The organism is Paraburkholderia sp. (assembly GCF_035501035.1).
Classification (GTDB): domain Bacteria; phylum Pseudomonadota; class Gammaproteobacteria; order Burkholderiales; family Burkholderiaceae; genus Paraburkholderia.
The window spans coordinates 1-25,166 of record NZ_DATJWR010000069.1 but is presented as its reverse complement, the minus strand read 5'-3'; the positions used below and the strand labels follow the sequence as shown (position 1 = coordinate 25,166).

Annotated in this window: 22 protein-coding genes and 1 pseudogene; 13 read left to right on the top strand and 10 right to left on the bottom strand. The window is 65.5% G+C overall.

All coding sequences use genetic code 11. The annotated features are described in order from the left end of the window. Positions 1 to 57: 57 nt before the first annotated feature. From VMJ11_RS04370 to VMJ11_RS04360, 3 genes are read right to left on the bottom strand one after another with little or no spacing between them, the layout of a single operon-like run. Entirely contained in the window at positions 58 to 1,128 is a 1,071-nt protein-coding gene (locus tag VMJ11_RS04370; RefSeq protein ID WP_325617263.1) for a serine hydrolase domain-containing protein, read from the bottom strand. A 41-nt stretch (positions 1,129 to 1,169) separates the two neighbouring features. Next, on the bottom strand, positions 1,170 to 2,480 hold the full coding sequence (locus VMJ11_RS04365; protein ID WP_325617261.1) for an MFS transporter: 1,311 nt from the start codon (positions 2,478 to 2,480) through the stop codon (positions 1,170 to 1,172). Between the two features lie 10 nt (positions 2,481 to 2,490). After that, positions 2,491 to 3,912 carry a M20 family metallopeptidase gene (locus tag VMJ11_RS04360; RefSeq protein ID WP_325617259.1) on the bottom strand — a complete coding sequence of 474 codons (1,422 nt, stop codon included), beginning with the start codon at positions 3,910 to 3,912 and terminating at the stop codon, positions 2,491 to 2,493. Between the two features lie 131 nt (positions 3,913 to 4,043). Here VMJ11_RS04360 and VMJ11_RS04355 point away from each other — a divergent pair, with 131 nt between their 5' ends. Further along, entirely contained in the window at positions 4,044 to 4,952 is a 909-nt protein-coding gene (locus VMJ11_RS04355) for a LysR family transcriptional regulator (RefSeq protein WP_325617257.1), read from the top strand. Positions 4,953 to 4,984: 32 nt separating this feature from the next. Here the strand turns inward: VMJ11_RS04355 and VMJ11_RS04350 are convergent, their stop codons facing one another. From VMJ11_RS04350 to VMJ11_RS04340, 3 genes are all read right to left on the bottom strand, one after another. Then, complete coding sequence (locus VMJ11_RS04350; RefSeq protein ID WP_325617484.1) at positions 4,985 to 6,274, bottom strand: type II toxin-antitoxin system HipA family toxin; 1,290 nt, start codon at positions 6,272 to 6,274, stop codon at positions 4,985 to 4,987. Positions 6,275 to 6,312: 38 nt separating this feature from the next. Then, complete coding sequence (locus tag VMJ11_RS04345; protein ID WP_325617255.1) at positions 6,313 to 6,711, bottom strand: helix-turn-helix transcriptional regulator; 399 nt, start codon at positions 6,709 to 6,711, stop codon at positions 6,313 to 6,315. A 315-nt stretch (positions 6,712 to 7,026) separates the two neighbouring features. After that, positions 7,027 to 8,334: an MFS transporter gene (locus tag VMJ11_RS04340; protein WP_414694299.1), complete on the bottom strand. Its 1,308-nt coding sequence runs from the start codon at positions 8,332 to 8,334 to the stop codon at positions 7,027 to 7,029. Between the two features lie 188 nt (positions 8,335 to 8,522). On the opposite strand from VMJ11_RS04340, the gene VMJ11_RS04335 reads away from it, so the two are divergent. The 5 genes from VMJ11_RS04335 (at position 8,523) to VMJ11_RS04315 (ending at position 13,332) form a co-directional block, all read left to right on the top strand. After that, the gene (locus VMJ11_RS04335; RefSeq protein ID WP_325617251.1) at positions 8,523 to 9,353 is read left to right on the top strand and encodes a FadR/GntR family transcriptional regulator; all 831 of its coding nucleotides are present in this window, start codon (positions 8,523 to 8,525) and stop codon (positions 9,351 to 9,353) included. Between the two features lie 120 nt (positions 9,354 to 9,473). Continuing rightward, the gene (gene denD / locus VMJ11_RS04330) at positions 9,474 to 10,451 is read left to right on the top strand and encodes a D-erythronate dehydrogenase (RefSeq protein ID WP_325617249.1); all 978 of its coding nucleotides are present in this window, start codon (positions 9,474 to 9,476) and stop codon (positions 10,449 to 10,451) included. Between the two features lie 63 nt (positions 10,452 to 10,514). Next, on the top strand, positions 10,515 to 11,813 hold the full coding sequence (gene otnK / locus VMJ11_RS04325) for a 3-oxo-tetronate kinase (protein ID WP_325617247.1): 1,299 nt from the start codon (positions 10,515 to 10,517) through the stop codon (positions 11,811 to 11,813). Beyond that, positions 11,810 to 12,472 (top strand): aldolase, encoded by a 663-nt coding sequence (locus VMJ11_RS04320; RefSeq protein ID WP_325617246.1) that lies wholly within the window; start codon positions 11,810 to 11,812, stop codon positions 12,470 to 12,472. Before otnK ends, VMJ11_RS04320 begins: the two co-directional genes overlap by 4 nt. Positions 12,473 to 12,540: 68 nt before the next feature. After that, positions 12,541 to 13,332, top strand: a complete 792-nt coding sequence (locus tag VMJ11_RS04315) for a hydroxypyruvate isomerase family protein (protein ID WP_325617244.1) — start codon at positions 12,541 to 12,543, stop codon at positions 13,330 to 13,332. 88 nt (positions 13,333 to 13,420) lie between these two features. Here the strand turns inward: VMJ11_RS04315 and VMJ11_RS04310 are convergent, their stop codons facing one another. Beyond that, positions 13,421 to 14,254, bottom strand: coding sequence for an NAD(P)-dependent oxidoreductase (locus VMJ11_RS04310; RefSeq protein ID WP_325617243.1), 834 nt, complete (start codon positions 14,252 to 14,254; stop codon positions 13,421 to 13,423). Positions 14,255 to 14,410: 156 nt separating this feature from the next. On the opposite strand from VMJ11_RS04310, the gene VMJ11_RS04305 reads away from it, so the two are divergent. Together VMJ11_RS04305 and VMJ11_RS04300 are read left to right on the top strand one after the other, a co-directional pair. After that, positions 14,411 to 15,403 carry a LacI family DNA-binding transcriptional regulator gene (locus VMJ11_RS04305; RefSeq protein WP_325617241.1) on the top strand — a complete coding sequence of 331 codons (993 nt, stop codon included), beginning with the start codon at positions 14,411 to 14,413 and terminating at the stop codon, positions 15,401 to 15,403. A 329-nt stretch (positions 15,404 to 15,732) separates the two neighbouring features. Beyond that, the gene (locus tag VMJ11_RS04300; RefSeq protein WP_325617239.1) at positions 15,733 to 16,725 is read left to right on the top strand and encodes a TRAP transporter substrate-binding protein; all 993 of its coding nucleotides are present in this window, start codon (positions 15,733 to 15,735) and stop codon (positions 16,723 to 16,725) included. Positions 16,726 to 16,839: 114 nt separating this feature from the next. Here VMJ11_RS04300 and VMJ11_RS04295 read toward each other — a convergent pair. Then, a pseudogene (locus tag VMJ11_RS04295) lies at positions 16,840 to 17,382 on the bottom strand (zinc-dependent alcohol dehydrogenase family protein); the annotation flags it as partial. Between VMJ11_RS04295 and VMJ11_RS04290 the strand changes: the two are divergent. Continuing rightward, a complete protein-coding gene (locus VMJ11_RS04290; protein WP_325617237.1) occupies positions 17,351 to 18,205 on the top strand; it encodes a LysR family transcriptional regulator in 855 nt (284 codons plus the stop codon). The pseudogene VMJ11_RS04295 and the gene VMJ11_RS04290 sit on opposite strands and share 32 nt — an antisense overlap. A gap of 151 nt (positions 18,206 to 18,356) precedes the next feature. Here the strand turns inward: VMJ11_RS04290 and VMJ11_RS04285 are convergent, their stop codons facing one another. Further along, positions 18,357 to 19,868 carry a CoA-acylating methylmalonate-semialdehyde dehydrogenase gene (locus VMJ11_RS04285; protein WP_325617235.1) on the bottom strand — a complete coding sequence of 504 codons (1,512 nt, stop codon included), beginning with the start codon at positions 19,866 to 19,868 and terminating at the stop codon, positions 18,357 to 18,359. 185 nt (positions 19,869 to 20,053) lie between these two features. On the opposite strand from VMJ11_RS04285, the gene VMJ11_RS04280 reads away from it, so the two are divergent. Together VMJ11_RS04280 and VMJ11_RS04275 are read left to right on the top strand one after the other, a co-directional pair. Continuing rightward, positions 20,054 to 20,995 (top strand): LysR family transcriptional regulator, encoded by a 942-nt coding sequence (locus VMJ11_RS04280; RefSeq protein WP_325617233.1) that lies wholly within the window; start codon positions 20,054 to 20,056, stop codon positions 20,993 to 20,995. A gap of 36 nt (positions 20,996 to 21,031) precedes the next feature. Further along, positions 21,032 to 22,231 (top strand): phytanoyl-CoA dioxygenase family protein, encoded by a 1,200-nt coding sequence (locus tag VMJ11_RS04275; RefSeq protein WP_325617231.1) that lies wholly within the window; start codon positions 21,032 to 21,034, stop codon positions 22,229 to 22,231. A 107-nt stretch (positions 22,232 to 22,338) separates the two neighbouring features. On the opposite strand, the gene VMJ11_RS04270 is transcribed toward VMJ11_RS04275, so the two are convergent. Next, the gene (locus VMJ11_RS04270) at positions 22,339 to 23,760 is read right to left on the bottom strand and encodes a PLP-dependent aminotransferase family protein (protein WP_325617229.1); all 1,422 of its coding nucleotides are present in this window, start codon (positions 23,758 to 23,760) and stop codon (positions 22,339 to 22,341) included. Positions 23,761 to 24,185: 425 nt separating this feature from the next. Here VMJ11_RS04270 and VMJ11_RS04265 point away from each other — a divergent pair, with 425 nt between their 5' ends. Continuing rightward, positions 24,186 to 24,389, top strand: a complete 204-nt coding sequence (locus VMJ11_RS04265) for a DUF2970 domain-containing protein (RefSeq protein WP_325617482.1) — start codon at positions 24,186 to 24,188, stop codon at positions 24,387 to 24,389. Positions 24,390 to 24,831: 442 nt separating this feature from the next. Beyond that, on the top strand, positions 24,832 to 25,166 hold a 335-nt coding region (locus tag VMJ11_RS04260), incomplete at its 3' end, for an aminotransferase class V-fold PLP-dependent enzyme (protein ID WP_325617227.1).

The window sequence follows — 25,166 nt, the reverse complement described above, 5'->3', positions numbered from 1 at the left end:
CCACGATGGCATGCGGCGACGTTAGCGCGTTATCGGACCAATGCCCGATCGATTGCGCTATCGCGAACACACGGTATCGACGGCGTGCAGCATCTTGCCGAAGAACGCATCCGCGAATTGCGAATCGAGCCAGCGCACGATCAGCGCGATCCTTCTCTCCGGCTCGATCCACATGAACGAGCTGCCCGCGCCGACGCCGAAATAGCTAGACTCCGGCACGCTCGGGAACACGCGTCGCCCCGTATTGAGCCAGACCAGCGAGCCATAGAACGGCGCGAGAGCGCAGGGCGTGCGCATGCGCGCGATCCATTCGCTCGATAGCACGCGGCGGCCCAGGGCCTGGCCGTCGTCGAGCAGCATCTGCGCGACCTTCAACTGATCGTTCGCGCTCACCGACATGCCGCCACCCCAATGCGAGCCGCCGGGCACCGATTGCACGCGCTTGCCGCCGATCTCGGTCCACGCGTCGTCGTAACCGACCCATTGCCAGTTCTCGCTCGCGCCCACGGGCCGCATGATCGCCTCGCGAAACACCTCGGGCAACGGTCGTCCGAACAGATGCAACAGCGCGAGCGACAACTGGTTGATGCGCACGTCGTTGTATTCCCAGTACGTACCGGGCGCTTGCAGCGGACGCAAATCGCCCTTCGTGCCGTTGGGCGGATCGCCGAACGTGACGGCGCGATAGTGATCGGCCTGGTCGGAGAGGCCGAAGCACTTGCCTTGCCATTCGCTCGTCTGTTGCAGCAGGTGCGTCCACGTGACCGCTGCGTTGTGGTCGTCGTCGAAGCCGATGCCCGGCACCCGCACGCGTACGGGCTCGTCGGGATCGGGCAGCAGGCCGCGGTCGTGCGCGACGCCCGCGAGCAGCGCCAGATACGTCTTGGCGATGCTGAAGGTCAGATCGGCGCGATCGGGCTCGCCCCATTGCGCAAGCAGGCGGCCGTCCACGGCTATTGCGCCGGACACGGGCCCGCGATCGTGGATCGGGCCCAGCAGACGGTTCCAGGGCGGCGGGTCGTTCACGTGCACGCCAAACTTGCCGTCGGCGTTGCGATCCCATGCCGATTCGTGATCGACGGAAAACTGAATGGCGTCCTGAAGTTCCTGCGGAAAATCGTGTTGCATGAGTACGTGTTTCCTTTGCGTGTTCTTGCTTGTCGTTCGGTTCAGCGTGCGTTCAGCCGTGCGCGCGCCCAGATCAGCGTGAGCAGGCTCACGACCGCGGCGAGCATGAGCCAGAGGCCCGGTGCGAGATTGTTGCCGGTGGCCGCAATGATCGAGGCGACGGCGAGCGGCGTGAAGCCGCCGAACACCGTGGTGCCGATGTTGTAGGCGAGCGCCATGCCCGTGGTGCGGGTGCGCGTTGGGAAAAAGCCGGCCATCATTGCCGGAATCGGCGCGAAGTAGGTGACCTTGAGCACCGCGATCCACACGACGGCGGCCATCAGCGTGAGCAACGACGGATGGGCGTTCACGAACAGGAACGCCGGGTAGACCGTGAGGAAGAACAGCCCGCCCGCAACGAACATGATGCGCGTGCGCCCCACCTTGTCCGACCAGTGGCCTACGACAGGCGTGAGCACGATGGCGATGAGGCCGGCAACGAGCGTGGCGATGAAGCCCGACGAAGGCGCGAGACCGAGCTGGCGCGCGGCATAGGTCGGCATATAGAGGAGGACGTACTGGGCCGAGGTTGTCAGCACCAGCGCGCCGATCGAGGCGATCACGCCCGCCTTTTGCGTGGCGAGCAGTTCGCGCACGGGCGATTCGGCCTTTTCGATGCGCTCGAATTCGGGCGTCTCGTCGATTCGACTGCGGATATAGAGACCCACAGGGCCGATCAGGACGCCGAACAAAAACGGAAGGCGCCAGCCCCAGCCTTCGAGTTGCGGCTGCGTGAGCGTGCCCATCAGCACCGCGCCGAACAACGAGACGAGCAGCGTGCTCGCGCCCTGGCTCGAGAACTGCCAGCTCGACATGAAACCGCTGCGTTGCGGCGCGTGCTCGATCAGGAAGGCCGTGGAGCTGCCGAACTCGCCGCCCGCCGAAAAGCCCTGCAGCAACCGCGACGCAAAAATGCCGATGGGCGCGAGCAAGCCTATCGTCGCGTAAGTCGGCATCAGCGCGACCATGCCGGTGCCGATCGTCATCATCGCGATGGAGAGCGTGAGCGACGCCTTGCGGCCCTTGCGGTCGCTGTACGAGCCGAGCACGAGCGCGCCGAACGGCCGCGCGAGGTACGAGAGCGCGAACGTGCCAAGCGTGAGCAGCAGCGACGTCGTGGCGTTGTGGACCGGGAAGAAGAGCTTCGAGAGCGTGGACGCGAAATAGCCGTACGCGAGCAGGTCATAGAACTCGAGCGCGTTGCCTATCGACGTGGCGAGGATGAGGCGCGACACACTGCTGGTCGATGCGGCTGGCGTGGCCTCGGGCCAGGGCTCGCTGCCCTGATGTGCGGGAACGGAATCGATGCTCATTGCGACGTCCTCATGCAAGCGTTGCCGCAACATGCGGTGCGGGATTGGATGCGCTGGCCTCTCTGGCGCCGAGGTCCCAGAAGAGACCGGCCATGATGCGCAGTCCGTCGCGCACGACCGGGCCGAGCAGGTGTTCGTTCGGCGCGTGCTGCGAGCAGCCGGGGTACGAATGCGGCACCCACAGCGTGGGCATGCCGAGCACATCGGCGAAGACGTCGTTGGGCAACGTGCCGCCCAGGTTCGGCAGCAGCACGGGCTCTTCGCCCGTCGTCTCGCGCAGCGAGCGCAGCGCCCACTGGACCCAGGCGTTCTCGGGATCGACGCGCGTGGCGGGCGCGCCGCGCTCGACTTCGAGCTCGACCATGCCGAAGCCGTGCGCGTCGAGGTGCGCGCGCACGATGCGTTCGAGGTCCTGCCAGTCGGTGCCGACCACGAAGCGGATCTGCATATACGCGATGGCGTGCGGCGGGATCGCGTTGACCGGCTTGTCGGGGTTGCCGGTGCGGAAGGCGAGCACTTCGAGATTGTTCCAGCCGAACACGCGCTCGGTCGGCGTGAGGCCGGGTTCGCCATAGTCGCGATCGACTTCGGGCTCGCCCGGATTGCCGCCCACGCTGATGTCGGCGAGCGCGCGGCGCACGGACTCCGGAATCGGCGGCGGGCGCAGGCCTTCGACGAGAATCTTGCCGTTCGCATCGACCATCGAGGCGATGGCGCTGGCGAGCACGACGCCCGGATTGCGCAGCAGGCCGCCCCAGTTGCCCGAATGGTGGCCGCCTTCGCGCAGCGTCAGTCCGAGCTTGAAGTTGACGAGGCCGCGCGAGCCGAGAAAGATCGTCGGGCGATGCGCCGAGAGGCGCGGACCGTCGGAGGCGATCAGCACGTCGGCGGCGAGCTCGTCGCGTAGCTGCGTGCATAGCTCGTGCAAGCCCGGCGAGCCGATTTCCTCGCCCGTTTCGAACAGCAGCTTCAGGTTGAAGCCGAGCTTGCCGCCGCGCGCATCGAGCACGGCCTTCAGCGCGGCGAGGTTGATGCTGTGCTGGCCCTTGTTGTCGGCGGTGCCGCGGCCGTACCAGCGCTCCCCGTCGACGGTCACGTCCCACGGCGTGAGGCCCTCGCGCCACTGCGCGTCGTAGCCGCGCACCACGTCGCCGTGGCCGTAGCTGAGCACGGTGGGCAGCGCGTCGTCTTCGTGGCGGTGCGCGATCAGGAAAGGGCCTGCGCCTTTGGCGGGATTGTCGACCACGCGGCAGGTGAAGCCCCATTGGGTCAGGAGCGGCGTGAGCTCGTTGTCCAGATAGCCGCGCAGGCGCTCGCCGCTGTCCGGCTCCTGGCTCTCGGTGCGATACGCCACGCGGCGGCGCAGATCGTCGAGGAAGCGGCCCGAATCGTATTGGCCGGCGGCGGTTTGAATGGCGATGTCACGAGTCAACGGGGTATCTCCATGCCCGAAGGGCGTCAGTCATTGGAATCTTTCAAACCGATCGTGCCGCCGCCGATATTTCTGCACAATTACAATATTTTCGACCTATCGTTGCCGAAACGGCAAAGCGGCCCATCGACATGGACAACACGGCATTACGCTATTTTCTGGAAGTGGCCCGCAGCGGCTCGCTGAGCAAGGCGTCCGAGCGCTTGTTCGTGGCCGTTTCGGCGCTGAGCCGGCAGATCGCCAGGCTCGAGGAGGAGCTGGGCACGCCGCTATTCGAGCGGCGCCCGCGCGGCATGGTGCTGAGCGAGGCGGGGCGTATGCTCGCCGAGCACGCGCGGCGCAGCCTGCTCGAAACGGAGCGCGTGATCGGCGAGATCCGCGGGCTGAACGAGGGTGGCCGCGCGACGATACGCATCGCCAGTTCCGAAGGACTCGCGCCGCATTTTCTGCCGCAGGTGTTCGCGCACTTTCTCAAGACGTATCCGCTCACGCATTTCCAGCTCGACGTGTCGGCGCCCTCCGTGGCGACGCAGCGCGTGCGGGAAGGGACCGCCGATATCGCGCTGTGCTTCAGCCTCGCGCCGGAGAAGGAGATCGCCGTGCACTATTCGCAGCGCGCGCCGGTTTTCGCGCTGATGCGACGCGATCATCCGCTGGCGTCGCGCGAGTCGGTGTCGCTGCGCGACTTGCTGCACTGGCCGATTGCGATGCACAACCAGGGCGTGACGATCCGCCAACTCTTCGACATCTCGTGCAGCCTCGAAGGGCTGATCTTCGAGCCGGTGTTCGTCAGCAACTATCATGTTGCACTGCAAAGTTTCGTACGCCTGAGCGATGCCATCACACTCACCGGCTATCTGACCGTGCGAGGCCGCCTCGATGTGGAGGGGCTGGCCGCCGTGCCGGTCGCGAACCCGGAACTGCATCAGCGCACGCTGCAGATCCAGACGATGGCGGGCCGCACGCTGCCGCAGACGATGCAGGCGTTTCTCGACCTGCTCATGCGCGCGATCGACGACGAGTCCGTCGTCGTCGATTGAATGCGCGCAGGGAATCCGCTCAATGAATGCGCTTATGCAGCGAGCCTTGCGCAGAGCCTGCGCATGCCGGCGAAAACGGCATCGGCTACGTCTTCCGGGAAACCGTCGGGGAGCTGGGCGCTGACCGCTTCGACGACACGCGGCGTTTGCGCGGCGACTTGCGCGAGCATGGCTTCGACCTCGGCCGCGGCGAATCCCACTCGCTGGCCTTGCGCGATCCAGTGGCGCGGGTAGATCTCCTCGACGCGATAGTGCCGGTTGCGGCCGCGCACGGCCATCGCCAGACTGACGCGCTGCGGCGCAATATGATTGCGGCCCCGGCCGATGACCGGGTGCGCGGAAAGCACGTCATAGAGCGGCGTGGCGGCGTACTGGCTGCCGGGTAGCAGGGCGATGCTGTAGTTCTTCGCGTGCCCGTCCGTTGCTGCGAGCAGCCAGAAGACGATTTGCGTGATGAAGAAATGGCGGCGATCGGCCGTGGCTTGCGCGGAGCCGGCCAACACTTCCATGAGCGCTTCGATGCCGGGCCCGCCATCGGCTTCGTACTTGCTCAGGCCGGACGTTCCCGTGGCCTGGCACATATCCTCCTGCGGCAGGCGCACGAGCCATTTGCCGTCGCTGGCGAGCCGCCGGTCGAAGCGCTCGACGACGAGCGCCTTCGCGTCCTCGAAGTGCGCGATCTCGCACGGCGCCACAGGCAAACCGTAGGCCGCGATGATCTTCGTGCACAGCCACTCGTTTTCCACCGAGGTCCGCATGTCGGCGCGCATGTTGCCAACCAGCCCCAGCGGCAGTTTCAGAATGTGCGTGGTTGGCGTGCTGCCCTCGGGAAGCAGCCACTGCCCCCGGTGGCGAAGCAGCGCGGTCTTCTCCTGCGCCCCGGCGATGGAAAGACGCAGGCTGTCCACGGATTCGTGTTCGCCCGCGTGCGGGGTGGCCGTCGTTTCCCGCAGCAATTGCGCAACGTCCGATTCGGCGAGCGGGCGCCCCTTGATGGTTCGCAGGCTGGTGGGTGCTTCTCCCGTGGGGAGAATTTGCAGCGCGCCGACGCAATCGCGGCCGAGCGCGGCGAGCAGCTCGAACGGCGAAGTGCCGCCGGTCTGGTAGCGGGCGGCGATGCGTCTGCGAATGCGGTCGCTGTCCGGCAGCAGATTGTCGAAGTAGTCCGCAACGATCTGGCCGCGGTACGGCTGGTTGCCGGGCGTGAATGGCAGCGAAAGGGAAGGCGGGCGGCCTTGCTCGTCTTCGATCCAGCTATCGAAGTACACGAGGCGCTCGCTGCCGCGCACGCTCTCCCAGTAGCCAACGGGCAGGCCGTTCATCCAGAGGTCGAGCCGGTTCGGAAGACGTGGGCGCGTGCTCACCAGTTTTCCCTCGGCTTGCGGTTAGGGGCGGATTTCTGCGGCGGTTCAGCGGCGGCTGGCGTTGCGCGACGAGGCTTACGGACAGCCGATGGCGCCGTTGCGCTCGACATTTTGGCCGCGGCTGCGGGCGTTTTGGCCGGACGGGCCGGGGCTTTTGCAACGACCGGCGATGCCTGCGCTTCAGGCGCCCCGAGCTTGATTTCGACGTCGAACAGCCTCAACACACGAAAGAGCCGCTCGACGCTCGCCGTTTCCGGGTTCGCCTCGAACGCGGCGTAACTTTGCTGAGAGATGCCGAGCCGCTGGGCGACAGCTTCCTGGGTGAGGCCGGCCTTTTTCCGGAAGCCGAGGAGAATGGGGCGCAACTGGCTCAGGGTTTTGACGGGGTAGTCCACGGGATCTCCGGGCGGCGAGGCGCATGGCGTAGGTGAATACAGTCTATACATTGTAAAGCAAGAATACAAACTACAGACTGTAAATTGGAAATACAGCCTTAAGGCTGTATGAAGGCGCGCGCAGCGCCAGGGAATGGGACGAGGTTCCCTTTATAGTATCGCAACTAACGGCCAAGCGCCGCAGAGCCCCGCACAGCCGCTTCGCGGCCAGAACGGCTTGCCGTCAGGATGTCAGCCACGCATGCACAAACGCACGCGGGGAATGAAGCCATCGGCCTCATTCCCCGCGTGCTACACCTCAAAGGGTTTGGGAGATCAGCGATTCACGACACGAGCCGGCACGAGGAACGTCAGCAGCGCGCCGAGAATGAGCGCTCCCGCCATCGTGTAGAGGCCGGTATTGGTGCTATGCGTGAGATCCTTCATGAAGCCGATGAAGTACGGCCCCGCGAAGCCCGCGAGATTGCCCACGGAGTTGATGAGCGCGATGCCGGCGGCCGCGGCGGACCCGCCGAGAAACGCAGTGGGCAGGCTCCAGAACATCGGCAGGGTGGAGAGGGCGCCCGCTGCGGCGATCGTGAGGCCGATCATCGCGAGAACGGGCTGGCCGCCGAACATCGCCGATGCGATCAAGCCCACACCGCCGAGCACCGAAACGAAAGCCAGGTGCCAGCGGCGCTCGCGCCGCCGGTCGGCGCTGCGCGAGGCGAGCGCCATGGTGACGACGGCGGCCGCATAGGGAATGGTGGTCAGCAGGCCGATCGTGAGCGGATCCTTGACGCCCGTCGAGGCGATCAGCGTCGGCAGCCAGAAGCCCACGGTGTAGAACCCGCAGATCAGGCAGAAGTAGATCGTCGTGAGCAACCAAACGCGGCCGTTGGTGAAGACTTCGCGCAGCGAGTGCTCCGCCTTGTGCGCGGAATCGGCGGCGATTTGCTCCTCTAGCAGCGCGCGTTCTTCCGCGTTGAGCCACTTTGCCTTCTTGATGCCATCGGTCAGCACGACGAAGGCGGCGATGCCGACAACGATCGAAGGGAGCCCTTCGACGAAGAAGAGCCACTGCCAGCCCGCGTAGCCCATCGCGCCGCTCAACGCATGCAGCAGATAACCCGAGAGCGGCCCGCCGATGAGCCCCGATACGGGCACCGCCATGGCAAAAGCGGCGAACATCTTGCCGCGCCGGTGCGAGGGGTACCAGTACGAGAGGTAGAGAATCACGCCGGGATAGAAGCCCGCTTCGGCGAGGCCCAGCAAAAAACGCATCACGTAGAAGGCCGTCGGCGTGGTCACGAAGGCCATGCCCGAGGAAATGATGCCCCACGTGATCATGATGCGCGCCATCCACAGCCGCGCACCGACGCGATGCAGGATGATGTTGCTGGGAATTTCGACGAGGAAGTACGCGATGAAGAAGATGCCGGCGCCGAGGCCGTAGACCGTGTCCGAGAAGTGCAGGTCGGAAGACATCTGCAGCTTCGCGAAGCCCACGTTCACGCGGTCCAGATACGCGACGAGGTAGCACAGCATCAGAAACGGCACGATGCGCCGTGTGACTTTGGCGTAGGTACGCGCCTCGAACGCGTCCTTCTCGCCTGCTTCGATGATCCCGACCGACTCTTGCAGCACGGTTGTCTCCTTGGGTCACGCGCGATCAAGCGCACGCATTTGACATGCGTCCGCTAATTCGCGCAAATTTGTATGATGAGCATACGTAATATCTTTTGCTGGTTGGATGTTAGGTTAAAAGGCGGTAAGGTGTCAACGCGTCCCCAATCAACGTCGTTTTCGGGCCTTTGCCGAAGCTCACACACATGAACACACCTACATCCACGCCGCCGCGGGCGGTCGCGTTCGAGGCACCCAACATCACGAGTGCGGGCACGCTCGCGGACCGCGTCACCGCGGTCCTGCTCGAAAAGATCAAAAGCGGCGATTTCCCGCCGGGCGCGCGCCTGCCGACCGAGCAGATCATCTGCGAGCGCTTCGGCGTGAGCCGCACCGTGGTTCGCGAAGCGATCTCGCGGCTCAAATCGGAAGGGCTCGTCGAGGTGCGGCAGGGCAGCGGCATGGTCGTGCGCGAGGCGAGCCGTGCGGCCACGTTCCGGCTGCCCGTCGAGGTCAACGATTCGGTCGAGGCGGTCCTGCGCGTGACGGAGTTGCGCCGCGGCATCGAAGCCGAAGCGGCAGCACTGGCCGCCGAGCGGCGCACGCGCACGCAGCTCGCCGACATCAAGCGGGCGCTCACCGCGCTCGAAGCGGCCGCGAAGCAGCAGCGCGACGGCGTGGACGAGGACCAGGCATTTCACATGGCTATCTCGCATGCCACCGGCAACCCGCTCTATCCGCCGATGCTCGAATACCTCGGCCAGTTCGTGCACGCGGCGATTCTCGTCACGCGCACCAACGAAGCGCAGCGCCCCGAACTCTCCGAGCAGGTGCGCGCCGAGCACAAGGCGATCTATGACGCGATTGCCGCCCAGGATCCGGTTGCCGCGCGCCAGGCCGTCATCACGCACATCGATAATGCCGGCGCCCGCATTCAGGCGGCCGGCCCGGCGTTCTGGGCCGGCCAGGGCAGCGCCGTCGCCCAGCCGCTGCTCGAAGAAGGCAAGCGCGTGGCGCGCAAGCGGACGGTGCGTTAGCGCGTAAAGGGCGGTGAGGGAATGGCACGGCGCACTTGCGCGTTTCGCTAAAAGGTAAGATCATCATACAACTTTTAGCGGAAATGTCCGCCGCCATCCCGTAGAACGAAGGAGACGACGATGGAAATCGTGGTGACCGGCGCCGCCGGCTTTCTGGGCCAACGCCTGATACGCACGCTGCTCGCACGCGGCGAGCTCGCGGGCCCAGACGGCCGCGCGCAGCGCATCGAAAAAATTCGCGCGTTCGACGTGGTCGCGCTACAGGGCATCGACGACGCGCGCGTCGAAGTGCTCACCGGCGACATTAGCGACGCGGCGCAGGTCGAAGCCCTGATCGGCCCTCGAACCGCGAGCGTGTTTCATCTCGCGGCAATCGTCTCGGGCCAGGCCGAACAGGAGTTCGAGCTTGGCATGAGCATCAACTTCGACGCAACGCGCCTGCTTTTCGAGCGCATTCGCGTACTGCAAACGCGCGCGCGTTTCGTGATGACGAGCTCGGTGGCCGTGTTCGGCGGCGCGCTGCCGGCCACTGTCGAAGACACGCACGTCTGGTCGCCGAAGAGTTCCTACGGCACGCAGAAGGCGCTCGCCGACCTGCTGCTTGCCGACTATAGCCGGCGGGGCTACCTCGACGGCCGCAGCCTGCGCATGCCGACCGTCGTGGTGCGCCCCGGCAAGCCCAACCGTGCGGCATCGAGCTTCGCGAGCGGCATCATCCGCGAGCCGATCAACGGCGTGGAGGCGGTTTGCCCCGTCGCGCCCGAAACGCTGCTGTGGCTCATGTCGCCGGACCGCGCCGTCGAGAACCTCGTGCACGGCCATGAATTGCCCGCCGAGCGCCTGGACGAAGGTCGCGTCATCAACATGCCGGGGCTCTCGGTCACCGTGAGCGAAATGCTCGCGTCGCTGCGCCGTATCGCGGGCGACGCCGTAGCCGAGCGCGTGCGCTTCGAGCGCGATCCGGCGATCGAGAAGATCGTCAACTCGTGGCCCGGCAATTTCTCCGCGCCGTACGCACGCTCGCTCGGCTTCGTCTTCGATGCGAACTTCGACGACGTGGTGCGCGCCTTCATCGAGCGCGACGCACTCGTTCGCTGACACGTCGCGATGCGGCGGCGCGCGCCTCGCGCGCCGCGCTCGCGCAACCGGATTTCCCTCGACATGCGTTCATCTCCCGTCCTGCTCGGCTGTATTGCCGACGATTTCACTGGCGCGACCGATCTCGCGAACATGCTGGTTCGCGGCGGCATGCGTACCGTTCAGACCATCGGCGTACCCAGCGCACCGCTAGACACGCCCGCGCAGGCCGTGGTCGTCGCGCTGAAGTCGCGCACGGTGCCGCGCGACGAAGCCATTGCAGAATCGCTCGCCGCGCTCGAATGGCTGCGCTCGCTCGGCTGTCGCCAGTTCTATTTCAAGTACTGCTCAACATTCGATTCCACCGACGAGGGCAACATCGGCCCCGTCGCGGACGCGCTGATGCGCGCGCTCGGCACGTCGTTCGCGGTGGCCTGCCCGGCGTTTCCGGAGAGCGGCCGCACTGTCTATCGCGGCCATCTGTTCGTGGGCGACGTGCCGCTCAACGAGTCGGGCATGCAGAACCATCCGCTCACGCCGATGACCGATGCGAACCTCGTGCGCACGCTGCAGCGCCAAACGCCTTCGAAGGTCGGCTTGCTACGCTACGACGCGATCCAGCAAGGCGTGCCGGCGCTCGAGCAGGCACGCGAGCAACTGGTCGCCCAGGGCGTGCGCCTTGCCATCGCCGACGCGATATCGGACGCCGATCTGCACACGCTCGGGCAAGCCTGCGCGAACGATCTGCTCGTAACAGGCGGATCGGGCCTCGCGCAGGGCCTGCCCGCGAACTTCGCGCGTGCAGGGCTGCTCGACGAGGCAAGCGTCGCGCAGCAGCTTCCGGCTGTGCATGGGCACGCCGCCGTGCTCGCAGGCAGCTGCTCGCGCGCCACTCAGGGCCAGGTTGCGCATTGGCGCGAGCGCGGCAGGCCCGCGTTCCGCATCGAACCGCTCGCGCTCGCCGCGAACGCGCAAGGCGTGGTCGATGCTGCACTCACCTTCGCACGGGAGCGCATCGAAAGCGAGCCGGTGCTGATCTACGCAACGAGCGCGCCGGACGAAGTCGCGCAGGCGCAGCAGGCGCTCGGCACGGCCGCTTCGGGCGCGCTCGTCGAAGCGGCGCTCGCGAGCGTGGCGCGGGGCCTCGAGGAAATGGGCGTGCGGCGCTTCGTCGTCGCGGGCGGGGAGACCTCGGGGTCGGTCGTGAACGCGCTCGGCGTGACCTCGCTTGCGATCGGGCCGCAAATCGACCCCGGCGTGCCCTGGACCGTTTCCGATGGCGCGCGCCATGCGCTCGCGCTCAAGTCCGGCAACTTCGGCACGGTCGACTTCTTCGAAAAGGCGCTCGCGCAGTGCGACAGCATCATGGAGCCGGCGCAATGAGCACGATCCTTCCTGCCGACCACGCTGCCGAGAATCGCGCGCGCGAGGAGATCGCGCGCATCGGCGCCGATCTCTATGCGCGCCGCTATACCGTCGGATCGGCGGGCAACATCAGCGCGCGGCTGCGCGACGGCTGGCTCATCACGCCGACCGATGCGTGCCTCGGCCACCTCGATCCGGCAGCGATCGCGAAGGTCGATGCCAGCGGCCAGTGGGTGAGCGGCGACAAGCCGTCGAAAACCCTCGCGCTGCATCGCAACGTCTACGAAGTGAACCCGTCGATGAACGGCGTGGTGCACACGCATTCCACGCACCTGGTCGCGCTGACGCTCGCGGGCGTGTGGCACCCCGAAGACGTATTGCCGCCGATCACGCCGTACTACGTGATGAAGGTCGGCCACGTGCCACTCGTCGCGTACCGGCGGCCCGGCGACCCGGAGGTGGCCGCACGTATCCGCGCACTCGCGAACGACGTGCGCGGCGTTCTGCTGGAGCGGCTTGGGCCCGTGGTGTGGGGCGAGAGCGTCTCGCAGGCAGCCTGGGCGCTCGAAGAGCTCGAAGAAACCGCACGCTTGTGGCTCATGACGACGCCGCGACCCGCGCCGCTCACTGAGGCGCAGATCGACGAACTGCGTGCGACGTTCAACGCGAAGTGGTGAGCGCTTCATCCGCGCGCCGCGCGGATCGAGTGCCAGCCACCGATCGCCTTCTATTCAGGAGACCTTATATGTTGCGTTTTTCCGCCAATCTCTCGACGCTTTTCCAGGAGTTGCCGCTCGCCGCGCGTTTCGAAGCGGCGGCGCGCGCCGGCTTCGATGCTGTCGAGCTGTGGTTCCCGTATGAAATTCCGGCGGCGCAGATGCGCGAACTACTCGCAGCGCACGGGCTGCGCTGCGTGGGCATCAACTCGCCCGCGGGCGACGTCCAGCGCGGCGACTGGGGGCTGGCCGCCGACCCGACACGTCGCGCCGAGTTCGAAGCGAGCGTCGAGCAGGCTTTCGACTATGCAGCGGCGATCGGCTGCCCGAGCGTGCACGTGATGGCCGGCCAGATCGAGGCCGGCGCACCGCGGCAACCCGCTTGGGACCACTATGTGCAATGCCTTGGCGCGGCGGCGGACCTTGCGGCCGCGCGCGGGCTGGTGGTGATGATCGAACCGCTCAACGCGCTCGACCGCCCGCGCTATCTGCTCAACACGCAGGCTCAGGCGCTGGAGATTCTGGCCACGCTGAACCGGCCGAACCTCAAGATCATGCTCGACCTTTATCACGTGCAGCGCGGCGAAGGAAACCTGATCGAGCGGATGCGCGCCTCGCTGCCGCATGCGGCGCACGTGCAGATCGCCGACAATCCCGGCCGCCATGAGCCGGGCACGGGCGAGATCCGCTTCGAGAGCGTGTTCGCCGAGATCGAGCGTAGCGGGTACGCCGGGTTGATCGGCTGCGAATACTTGCCGTCTGGCGCGAGTGCGGAGAGCTTTGGCTGGCTCGAACCGTTCAGGACCGCACAGCCTGCTTGAGCCTGGCGGCGCGACGCCATAAACGGTAGTCGCGCCTTGCTAAAAGTACGATCAAGGCCGGGCAGGCAGGGGCGGTGTCACGCGCGCCTCATTGCCCCGCGCCCTGCATCGGCTCTCCAAGCACGAACGGGCCGCCCTGAAACTGGTGCGCCGGGTCGGCAAGACCGGCGTTCGGTGCGCTCGCGGGGAAACGGTCGGCGAACGCCGCCGAACTGTCGCGCGGCCGGAAGCCCAGGAACCCGGCTTTGGTGTTGTTCCACCAGCTCGCGGGATTGTCCGACACGCCGTAGACGATCGCGTGGCCCACGCGGTTGGTGAAAAGCGAGCAGCGCACGAGTTCGATGAAGTCGCGATAGCTCAGAAACGTGACCAGCATGCGCGCATTTTTCGGTTCCTCGAACGACGATCCGATGCGCAGGCACACCGTTTCTATGCCGAAGCGGTCGTAGTAGTAGCGCGACAGCGATTCACCGAAGCACTTCGTCACGCCATACAGACTATCCGGCCGGTGCGGGGCATCGGCATCGAGCACGCTCGTGACAGGATGAAAGCCCGTGACGTGATTGGAGCTGGCAAAGACGATGCGCTTCACGCCATGCTTGCGCGCGGCCTCGTAGAGGTTGTACGTCCCGCGAATATTGGCTTCGAGTAGATCGTCGAACGGCGCATCGACGGAAATGCCACCCAGGTGCACGATTGCATCGACGCCTTCCACCATCTGCATGACCGCCTCGCGATCCGACAGGTCGACGAGGCGCGCTTCCTCGTGCGCCGCCGCCTCACCCAGCGCCGTGATGTCGCTCACGCGCACGGCGTCGGCCCACTCTGCGAGCGCGCCGCGCAATTGACGGCCCAGGTTGCCGCCCGCGCCGGTAAGAAGAAGGCGACCGAATGGCTTGCCGGAAAGGGAGGTTTGGGTCATCGGGACTTCCTGGAAAATATTTGGAAAACGTTTTCCAAATATAGCCATCGGTAATTGCAACGTCAATGGCGGAATACGTGCGCCGATGCGAGTGGTTTACCCGTGGCGGTTTCTGCGACAATGCTCGCCGTCGATTCCGTAAAGCGTTGCCATCCTATGAAAAGTGGTTCCCCGACGATTCGTGATGTCGCCGCCATGGCCGGCGTCTCGGTCGCGACGGTATCGAAATACGTGAACGGCACGCAACGTTTTTCGCCGGCCGTAGAGGCGAAGCTGAAAGATGCCGTCGAGTCGCTCGGCTACCGCTCCAATCCGCTCGCGCGCTCGATGATCACGGGGCGCACGCGGACCATCGGCGTTGCCATCCTCGACATCACCAACCCGCATTTCACCAAAGTGGTCAAGGGGGCGAACCGCGTTGCGCTCCAGCATGACTACACGTTGCTCCTTGTGGATACGGAAGAGAACCCGGCGCGCGAGCGCTCGGTCATCGAGGCGCTCGCGCCGCGGGTCGATGGGCTCATCATCAGTTCGCGCGCTTCGGAAGAGATGGCGCAATGGATGCTGGAACTGGACAAGCCGGTCGTCATGCTCAGGAGCGTGCGCGGGCTCGCGATTCCCAACGTGGGCTTCGACAACCGGCTCGCCACTTACATGCTGGCGCGCCATCTGTTGAATCTCGGGCATCGGCACATCGCCTACCTGGGGTTCGGCGCGGCGAGCATCAACGACGAGCGCATTGCCGGCGCGCGCGCGGCGCTCGCCGAAGCGGGCCTTGCGCTCGATGTCCATGACACGCACGCACCAACCGCGCAGGCAGGCGAGCAGGCCTGTTCGCGCGTGATGCTGGGCCCGGACCGCCCGCAAGCGGTGATCTGCTACAACGACCTGATTGCGCTTGGCTTCATGAAGGAGGCAAAGTCGCTCGGCTTTCGCTTGCCGCAGGATGTTTCCGTGGCCGGCATCGACAACGCACTGTATGGCGAATACGTCGAACCGAGCCTGACCACCATCGACGCGCAAAGCGAAACCATGGGCGAGCTCGCGATGCAAAAGCTCATCGACGCGCTCGCGGGCAAAGAGGACGCCGGCAACATCGTGCTCGAACCGCGCCTCATTGCCCGCGATTCGACAGTCGCCCGAGCCTGAACGTCTGATCGCCATGCTTCCTGCCTCTTGGCCGCGCCTCTTCGGGCGGCGGCCTGGTCACGCATGCTTGCTAGAGGCGCGTGCGCAGTGGCGCCGATTCGCGTAACTACCTACTAGCCAATCTGGAGGCAAGCGATTAAATTTAGGAAAACGTTTTCCAATCTCATTATCAATGCGAGCGCAACGACCACAGCGCCCGGGGACGGCTTACTGACAACGCTGTCTTCGTCGCGCAGCAGGATTTCCGTGGGCGCGGGCGTCATCCATCGGTTCTGACACACCTGAGCGGCCAAGGCTCAAGCACGCATCTTCAAATCTGGGGGCAAGCGATGAAAAAGACCTTTCGCAATTCACGTACTGCAATGACCGTTCTGGCGGCCGCGCTGGCGCTTGCCGCGGGAGGCGCGCACGCACGCGTGTTCCGCTGCGCCGACGTTCACAGCGATACCTTCCCCACCAACATGGCGGTCAAGTACATGGGTGAGGAGATTTCGAAGGCGACGAACGGTAAGGACTCCATCAAAGTGTTCGGCAATAGCGCACTTGGTTCGGAGAACGATACGATCGATCAGGTCCGTATCGGCGCGCTCGACATGGCGCGGGCCAATGGCGCGGCGTTCAACGAGATCGTGCCGGAATCAATGATTCCGTCACTGCCGTTTCTCTTCCGCGACATCGATCATTTCCGCAAGGTGATGTACGGCCCGGAAGGACAGAAGATTCTCGATGCGTTCAAGGCCAAGGGGATGATCGCGCTCACGTTCTATGAGAGCGGCGCGCGTTCGATCTACGCGAAGCGCCCGATCAAGTCGCCGGCCGACATGAAGGGCTTGAAGGTGCGCGTGCAGCCTTCCGATCTCATGGTCGACGAAATCAGGGCGATGGGCGGCACGCCAACGCCGATGCCGTTCGCCGAAGTCTATACGGGCCTGAAGACAGGGCTCGTCGATGCGGCTGAAAACAACCTGCCGTCATACGAAGAAACCAAGCATTTCGAAGTCGCGCCGGTGTACTCGGAAACGGACCACGCCATGACGCCGGAAGTGCTCGTGTTCTCGAAGAAGATATGGGACACGCTTACGCCGCAGGAGCAGGAGGCCATCAAGAAGGCGGCGGACGATTCGGTGCCTTACTACGTGAAGCTCTGGACCGCGCGCGAAGATTCCGCGGGCAAGACGGTGGAGAAGGGCGGCGCGACCATCGTTCCGGCCGGGCAGGTCGATCGTGCGGCCTTCGTGAAGGCCATGCAGCCGGTCTGGGCGAAGTACGAAAAGACCCCCGAAATGAAGCAGATCGTCGACGAAATCCAGGCGGTTCGATAACGTGCGCAACTCCGCGCCCTGGCCGGGCGCGGAGTTGCAAACACATTGCATGCCCCTCTGCTGTCGCCGCTTCGGCGCTGCGGCGCCTCCCGCGTGCGCGCAGCGCCTGGCCCATCAGGCCACGCGAATCACCACCTTCCCGAAGTGCTTGCCCGCTGCGAGCCAGGCATAAGCCTCGGGCGCTTCCTCGAAGCGGAACACGCGATCCACCACGGGCCGGATCTGCTGCGCCTCGACGAAACGCGCGACGTCATCGAGCATCGCGCGGCTACCGACCATGATGCCGTGCAGCCGCTTGAAGCCGCCGATCACGGGGAGCAGTGCGAGTTCGGGGCCTGCAAAACTCGTCACGCCGCCAATGATCGGAACGAACCCGCCCATTTTCGCGGCGGCCACCGAGCGCGGCAGCGTATCGCGTCTGCCGACCTCAACGACGATATCCGCCCCTTCGCCGCCGGTGAGCCGCAGCACCTCGTTCTGCCATTCGGGTTGCGCGCGGTAGTTGATCGTCTCGTTGGCGCCGAGCGCGCGGGCGCGCTCGAGCTTCTCGTCGCTCGACGAAGTAATGATCGTCCGCAACCCGGCTGCATGCGCGAGCTGCAATGCCCAGATCGACACGCCACCGGTGCCGAGCAGCGCCACGGTCGCGCCGGGCTGCGCGCGGCTCGAGCAGCGGCTGGGCGTGCGTCTGTTGCAGCGGACCACGCGCAGCCTCAGCCTCACCGACGAAGGCCACGCGTACTACGAGCAGTGCCGCCGCGTGCTGGGCGAGCTGAGCGCGGTTGAGGCCGCGCTCGACCATGGCCAGCGCGAGCCCTCGGGGCGGCTGCGCATCACCGCTCCCGTGCTGTTCGGGCGCCAGTGCGTCGCGCCCGTGGTCCGGCGGCTCGTGGAGCAGCATCCGCGGCTGAACGTCGAGCTGTCGTTCAGCGATCGCGTGGCCGATCTCGTCGAGGACGGCTTCGATCTGGCCGTGCGCATCGGCACGCTGCCCGATCACGGCACGCTCGTGGCGCGCAGGCTGGGTGTGCAACGTATGGGCATCTGCGCGTCGCCAGCGTATCTCGCGCGTCACGGCAAGCCGTCGAACGTGGCGGCGCTGGCGTCGCACGTCGGGATCGCCTATGGCCGCACCGGGCAGAGCGTGCCGTGGCGCGTGCGCGGTCCGGATGGCGAAGTGCAGGAGTGCCGGCTCGCGTCGCGGCTGTGGTTCGACGACCTGCTGGCGATCGCCGATGCGGCCGCCGCCGGCGCGGGCCTCGCCTGGCTGCCGTGCTGGCTCATGGGCGCGTATTTGAGTGATGGGCGGCTCGAACTGGTCATGGACAGCAAGAGCGTGCTGGGCGACGAAGCGCACGTGGTGCGGCAGAAGTCTCGGCACGTGCCGTCAAAGGTTCGGGTAGCCGTCGATGCCCTCGTCGCGGACATCTCGCGCATGCTCGACGCTGATCCGAGCCGGGCCTATTCGAAGGAAAGCTGACGAAATTTCATCCGTCCTCTCCTTGAAACGAGTCGATGGGTCGCCGGTCTTCTCCACGACGCGCAAGCACAACGAAAAAGCCCACACGAAGTGGGCTTTGCGCGCTTTGCCGCTGTTGCTTCACGAGTTACTTCATGGGTGACTTCGCGAGTTACTTCGCGACGGGCATCGTGAACTCGGCGCCCTTTTCGGTGCTCTCCGGCCAGCGTTGCATGATCGACTTCTGCTTCGTATAGAAGCGCACACCTTCTTCGCCATAAGCATGCATGTCGCCGAACAGGCTGCGCTTCCAGCCGCCAAAGCCGTGCCATGCCATCGGCACCGGAATCGGCACGTTGATGCCCACCATGCCCACTTCGATCTGGCGGCCGAATTCGCGGGCCATGTTGCCGTCGCGCGTGAAGCAGGCCACGCCATTGCCGAACTCGTGGTCGTTGATCAGCTGCACGGCTTCCGAAAAGTCCTTCACGCGCACGCAGGCGAGCACCGGCCCGAAGATCTCTTCCTTGTAGATGCGCATCTCGGGCGTGACGTTGTCGAACAGCGTGCCGCCGGTGAAGAAGCCGTCTTCATGGCCGGGCACCTTCAGGCCGCGTCCGTCGACCACGAGCGTCGCGCCTTCTGCCACGCCGCTTGCGATATAACCTTCGATGCGCTCCAGCGCCTGGCGCGTGACGATCGGGCCCATCTCCGCGTCGGGCTCCATGCCGTTCTTCACCTTGAGTGCGCGTGCGCGCTCGGCGAGGCGCGGCACGATCTTGTCGGCCACGTCGCCCACCAGCACCGCCACCGAGATCGCCATGCAGCGCTCGCCCGCCGAACCGTAGCCCGCGCCGATCAGCGCATCCACGGCCTGGTCGAGGTCGGCGTCGGGCATCACGACCATGTGGTTCTTCGCGCCGCCGAGCGCCTGGACACGCTTGCCGTGCTTCGCGCCGGTCTCGTAGATGTAGTTCGCGATAGGCGTGGAGCCGACGAAGCTCACGGCCTTCACATCGCGATGCGCGAGCAGGGCGTCGACCACGACCTTGTCGCCCTGCACGACATTGAACACGCCGTCGGGCAAGCCGGCTTCCTTGAGCAGACGCGCCATGAAGAGCGACGCCGAAGGATCGCGCTCGCTCGGCTTGAGCACGAAAGTGCAACCCGCGGCCAGCGCGACCGGGAACATCCAGCACGGCACCATGCAGGGGAAGTTGAACGGCGTGATGCCGGCCACCACGCCCAGCGGCTGACGCACGGTCCAGTTGTCCATGCCCGTGGAAACCTGCTCGGTATAGTCACCTTTGAGCAGTTGCGGAATGCCGCACGCAAATTCGATTACGTCGATGCCGCGCGCGACTTCGCCCTGCGCGTCGGCGAACACCTTGCCGTGCTCGGCCGTGATGATGGCCGCGAGTTCGTCCTTGTGGCGGTTCATCAGTTCGAGAAAACGCAGCATGATGCGCGCGCGGCGGATAGGCGGCGTGTCGCGCCAGGCCGGGAACACGGCTTTCGCGCTCGCCACGGCGGCGTCCACGTCGGCGGCTTCACCCAGCACGAGGCGGCGCGCGACGGCGCCGGTCGCCGGATTGAAGACCGCCTGCGTGCGGTCGCCCGCGCCGCGCTCGGCTTTGCCGCCGATGAAGTGGATCACGTCTGCGGAATCGGTATAGGCCTGCATGTCATCTCCTGGTCAGCTGTGTACGTGACGCCCAGTGTACGAAGCCCGCAGGGGCCCGCAAAGGCTCTGGCGCTGAATTGATTGTTCTCGATTGTGAACAATCCGCCGTGTAGACCGTGAAAGATGCGCGAGCGCCGTGCTAGTATCGGCGCACGGATCACGAGGTTGACGCGGACTTTTCATCGATGGATACGCAGCGAGTCGAGGCACTCTGGACACATTTGCACTGGCTGAATGTGCTCGCCGCGCAGGGCAGCTACACGGCCGCCGCAGCGCGTCTGGGCGTGAGCAAGGCGGCCATGAGCCAGCGCATCGCCGAGCTGGAGCGCGTGGCGGGCGTGCCTCTGGTGCAGCGCACCACGCGCAGCGTGCGCTTCACGGAAGCAGGGCGGCGGCTCGTGGAGGACACGCGCGCGGAGTTCGAGCGCATCGCCGCGAGCTTCGCGAGCGTGCGCGAGATGGCCGACGTCGCGCGCGGCACGGTGCGTGTGACCGCGCCCGTCGCGTTCGCGCGCCAGCAACTGGTACCGCGTCTCGCCGAGTTTTCGCGGGCTCATCCCGAGGTGCGCGTGCAACTCGAGCTTTCCGACCGGCTCACCTCGATTGCCAGCGAGGGGTTCGATCTCGCGATTCGCCATAGTGCGCAGGTGCCCGAAACGCACGTGGCGTGGAAGCTCTGCGATACGCGCTCGGTGATCGTCGCCACCCGTGCTTACCTCAAGCAGCGCGGCACGCCGCAAACGCCCGCCGATCTCGCGCAGCACGACTGCCTGTTCTATCCGCGCACGCTCGGGGCGGCCGTGTGGTCGTTCGAGAAGACGGGCCGCCGCGCGGACGGCCCGCGTGAGAGCGTGAGCGTGAACGGCCCGTTCTCGGCGAATAATAGCGAGGCGTTGCGCGACGCCGCGCTGGAACATCTGGGCATTGCGCTGCTGCCCGATTTCAGCGCGCAGGCCGCGTTGCAGGCGGGCAAGCTCGTCGTGCTGCTGCCCAACTGGCGACCGGTGGGCGCGTACGCTTCGCAGTTGCACGTGGTGCGGCCGTACGGGGCACAAGTGCCGCGCGCGGTGAAGCGTTTTGCGGAGTTCCTGCGGCAAACCTTCAAGGATGGCTTCCCGCTGGAGTGAGCTTTCCGGTTCTCAAGGAAATTCGGAGGCAGGCACATGGATCAGGACGAGGCACGCGCAGCGGAATTGGGGCGGCAATGGTATCGCGAGCGCGAGTGCTCGCTGGACGCGTTCGTGAACCAGTTGCACGGTGACGGCAGCCCGTTGCGTTTTGCAGCCGATGTGAGGCAACGCATTCCCGTATACGACTGCCGGCAGCTGGAGGCCATACTCCACGACGCGCCCCAACTAGCGCAGTTACAGGCCGAATGGGCGCACGTGCTGCGCGACGGCGCTGGCGTGCTGGTGCTCGAACACGCATACGCGGATACGCGGCCCGTGGACGAAGCGACGGCCGTGTTCGAGGCCATCATCCGCGCGGAGCGGGAGCGGGGCTCGACCGGCGCGGACCATTTCGCGCAGGCCGGTGCGAACGACCGCATCTGGAACGCGCAGCAGAAGCTTTGCCTCCAGGCGCCGGCCGTATTCGTCGACTACTTCGCGAATCTGCCGTTGATGGCCGTGTGCGAGGCGTGGCTCGGCCCGTGCTATCAAATGACTTCACAGGTCAACGTCGTGCGGCCGGGAGGCGCGGCTCAGCAGGCGCATCGTGATTATCACCTGGGATTCCTGACGGTTGAAGAGGCCGAATGCTATCCGGCGCATGTGCACCGGCTTTCCCCGTATCTCACGCTCCAGGGCGCGGTGGCGCACAGCGACATGCCGGTCGAGAGCGGACCGACCCGGCTCTTGCCTTACTCGCAGCGCTATGCCGAGGGCTACCTCGCATGGCGGCGCGCCGATTTCCGCGAGTATTTCGAGTCGCATTTCGTGCAATTGCCGCTTGCCAGAGGCGACGCCGTATTCTTCAATCCCGCGCTCTTTCATGCGGCCGGTACGAACCAGACTGCCAGCGTCCAGCGCATGGCGAATCTGCTGCAGGTTTCATCGGCAATGGGGCGCGCGATGGAAACGCTCGACCGCGCACGCATGTGCGAAGCGATTTATCCCGTGCTGCGCGAGCAGTGGGCAGAAGGTCGGCTCAGCGAAGCCGCCTTGCTTGCCGCAATCGCGTCGTGCGCGGAGGGCTACCCGTTTCCCACCAATCTCGACCGCGACCCGCCTGTGGGCGGACTCGCGCCTCAAAGCCAGCAGGCGCTCATGCAGCGCGCGCTTCGCGAGGACTGGGCGCCGGCCAGATTCACCGAGGCGCTGGGCCAGCATGGCTCGCGGCGCGACCCGGCAGACAAGTCCTGACGCGGCGTGCCGCTCTCGGCACCCCAAGCCGCCCCAAGCGCCCCAAGCCACCTCAAGCAGCAGATGACGTGTAAAAAAGCGCAGCCGATGCTGCATGCACGCATCGTTCAGGATCGCGCCCGCACGTCGGGATGGGCGAGCAGTTCTGCGAGCGTGCGGATCGCCTCGTCGATGCGCGGCGACCACGGGTGGCCATAATTCAGCCTGATGCAATTCTCGAATGCGTGGGACGCAGAGAACAGCGGGCCGGGCGCCACGCTGATCCCGCGTTCGATGGCGAGGCGATGCAGCGCCATGGCGTCGATGGGCTCGCGGAACGTGAGCCAGAGAAAATAGCCGCCTTCAGGGCGCGTGTATTGCGTGCCTTCCGGTAGCCAGCGGCGGATCGCTTCGATCATCGCGTCGCGCTGGTGCTGCATGGCGAGGCGGATCTTCTTCAGGTGGCGCTCGTAGCCGCCGTGCTCCAGGTAGTCGGCAATGCCGGCCTGCACGGGGATGCTCGCCGAAATGGTCGTCATGAGCTTCAGGCGCTGCACGCGCGCGGCGAAACGCCCCGCGCTCGCCCAGCCGACGCGGTAGCCCGGCGCGAGGTTCTTCGAAAACGAGCCGCAATGCATGACGAGGCCGTGCCGGTCGAAGGCCATGGCCGGCGGCGGATAGTTCGGCGCGTAGTGCAACTCGCCGTATACATCGTCTTCGATGAGCGGGACCTCGTGTTTCGCGAGCAGTTCGACGAGCGCCTCTTTCTTCGCCGCCGACAACGTGACGCCCGTGGGGTTCTGGAAGTTCGTCATGAACCAGCAGGCGCGGATGGGGTGCCTGTCGAGCGCTTGTGCCAGCGCTTCGAGGTCGAGTCCCGTGGCCGTGTCCACGGGAATTTCGACGGCGCGCAGGCCGAGCCGCTCGATCGCCTGAAGGGCGGCGTAGAAACCCGGCGATTCGACGGCGACGATGTCGCCGGGCTGAGTGACCGCCATCAGGCAAAGATTGAGTGCTTCGAGCGCGCCGTTGGTGACGATGATGTCCTCGGCCGGCTGCGAGATGCCCACGCGCATGTAGCGCAGCGCGATCTGCCGCCTCAGGCTTTCGTTGCCAGGCGGCAGGTCGACGACGGTGCTCCACGGGCTCACGCTGCGCGCGGCCTGCCCCAGCGATTTGGCGAGGCGCGATAGCGGGAAGAGCAAAGGCGAAGGGAAGGCGGAGCCGAGCGGCACGATACCGGGCCGTTTGGCGGCGTCGAGCACCGAGAAGACGAGCTCGCTGATATCGACGGTTGCGGATTCGCCCATTGTGGCGCGCGATGCGGCGCCGGCGGGCTTCGAGGGCGGCGCGACATAGTAGCCCGAGCGTTCCTCGGCGCGTACCAGGCCCCACTGTTCGAGCAGATAGTAAGCACGCGTCGCGGTGGACTGGCTTACGCCGTGCTGCGCGATGATTTGCCGCAGTGACGGCATGCGGGAGCCGGGCGCGACGTTGCCGGACCGAATCTCGGCCGCCATGCTTTGCGCCAGGAGTTCGTAGCGTGTCATGCGCTTTCGTTCTTCGGATGACGTTATGGGGGGCTTATGCCGCGAGGCGGTTCGATTTTCGTATGTCTCGACGGCCTTGAGAAGCGACTGCTGCGGTGTTTTTTTCGCCGCCTGCTGCTGTACGGTGGCTTCGTAGGGGCGGATCATTGCACCCAGCGCGCATCGAAGTCCGGGTCTGTTCTCCCGGGATGCGTCGGGATTACTGCGCGAGTGCCTGGATCATCACCTAAACCCGCAGAGCTTGCGGCTCTTATTGCCTGTAGCGTGGCAAGCATTTGGCCCCGGCACGCGAGTGCCGGGGCATTTTTCATGTCTGCAAATAAACGTACCGGCTGCATCCGTCAAATAGTCCGCAACTGCTGCTTTTCCCGTCCTCGGGGAAGTTTGAACATGAGCCCATGTAATCGAGTGAAACGGAGGAAATGATGGAACTCATCCGCATGGTACGGCTTGTTCTCTGGAGCTTCTTCGGCGTGCGCAAGAGCGCGGACCACGAGGCCGACTTCGCCAACGTGAACTTCAGTTGGCTGCCGTTCGTGGCAGTAGGGCTGGCCGCGCTCATCGGCGCCTGCATTTGGGGCGTGGTGATGCTGGTCGCGCACTCCACGGGCACAGCGCAGGGGTTTTGATGGGGTGGCTGCGCTCGCGGCGAACTGGCAGGCGAGCGCTGCTGCGGCCCTTCTGCTATGTCGACATGCGTTTGCGGCTGTACATGCCTTGTCAGCTTGCGCCAGCGAGGTAGCGACGGCGACGCCAGACGTGCCGTCATAAACCGTGCGGCCAACGCTGTAGCGAATATCGTATCCGCGCGGTCTCCTTCGAAGCATTTCGATTCCTCTGATCGTTTCTACTCTCCGGCTCACGGCAGCGCGCTGACGAGTCCGGTCGCCCTTGTTGGCATTGCGGCTGCTGAAAGCCGCCAGAAATCTGCGTTCTGCGAACTGACGCCTGTTCCACCCTTTTTTCGCGGCCATGCCGTGGCTGGCGTGTTGCTAATCTGTCGTCACTCGCCGCAACGTCGCGCACCGGGCAATCCGTGAATGCGGCAGGCGTCTTTTCGCACGACGATCGATGAAGTCAAACACCCTGAATTTCTCCGGCGGCCCCGGCGCGCTGCCGGCCGTGGTGCTCGAACAGACGCGCGACGCGATCGTCGCGCTGCCCGATACCGGTCTTTCGGTGCTGGGCATGAGTCATCGCTCGGAGTGGTTCCTCTCGATCCTGGACGAAGCGGAGCAGAACATCCGCGCGTTGCTCGGCTTGCCTGACCGCTATGCGGTGACTTTTCTCCAGGGCGGCAGCAGCCTGCTGTTCGCGACGATACCGATGAACTTCGCGACCCGCGTCTGGGCGCCGCCCGCCTATGTGAATTCGGGCTACTGGAGCCAACGCGCGAGCGCCGAAGC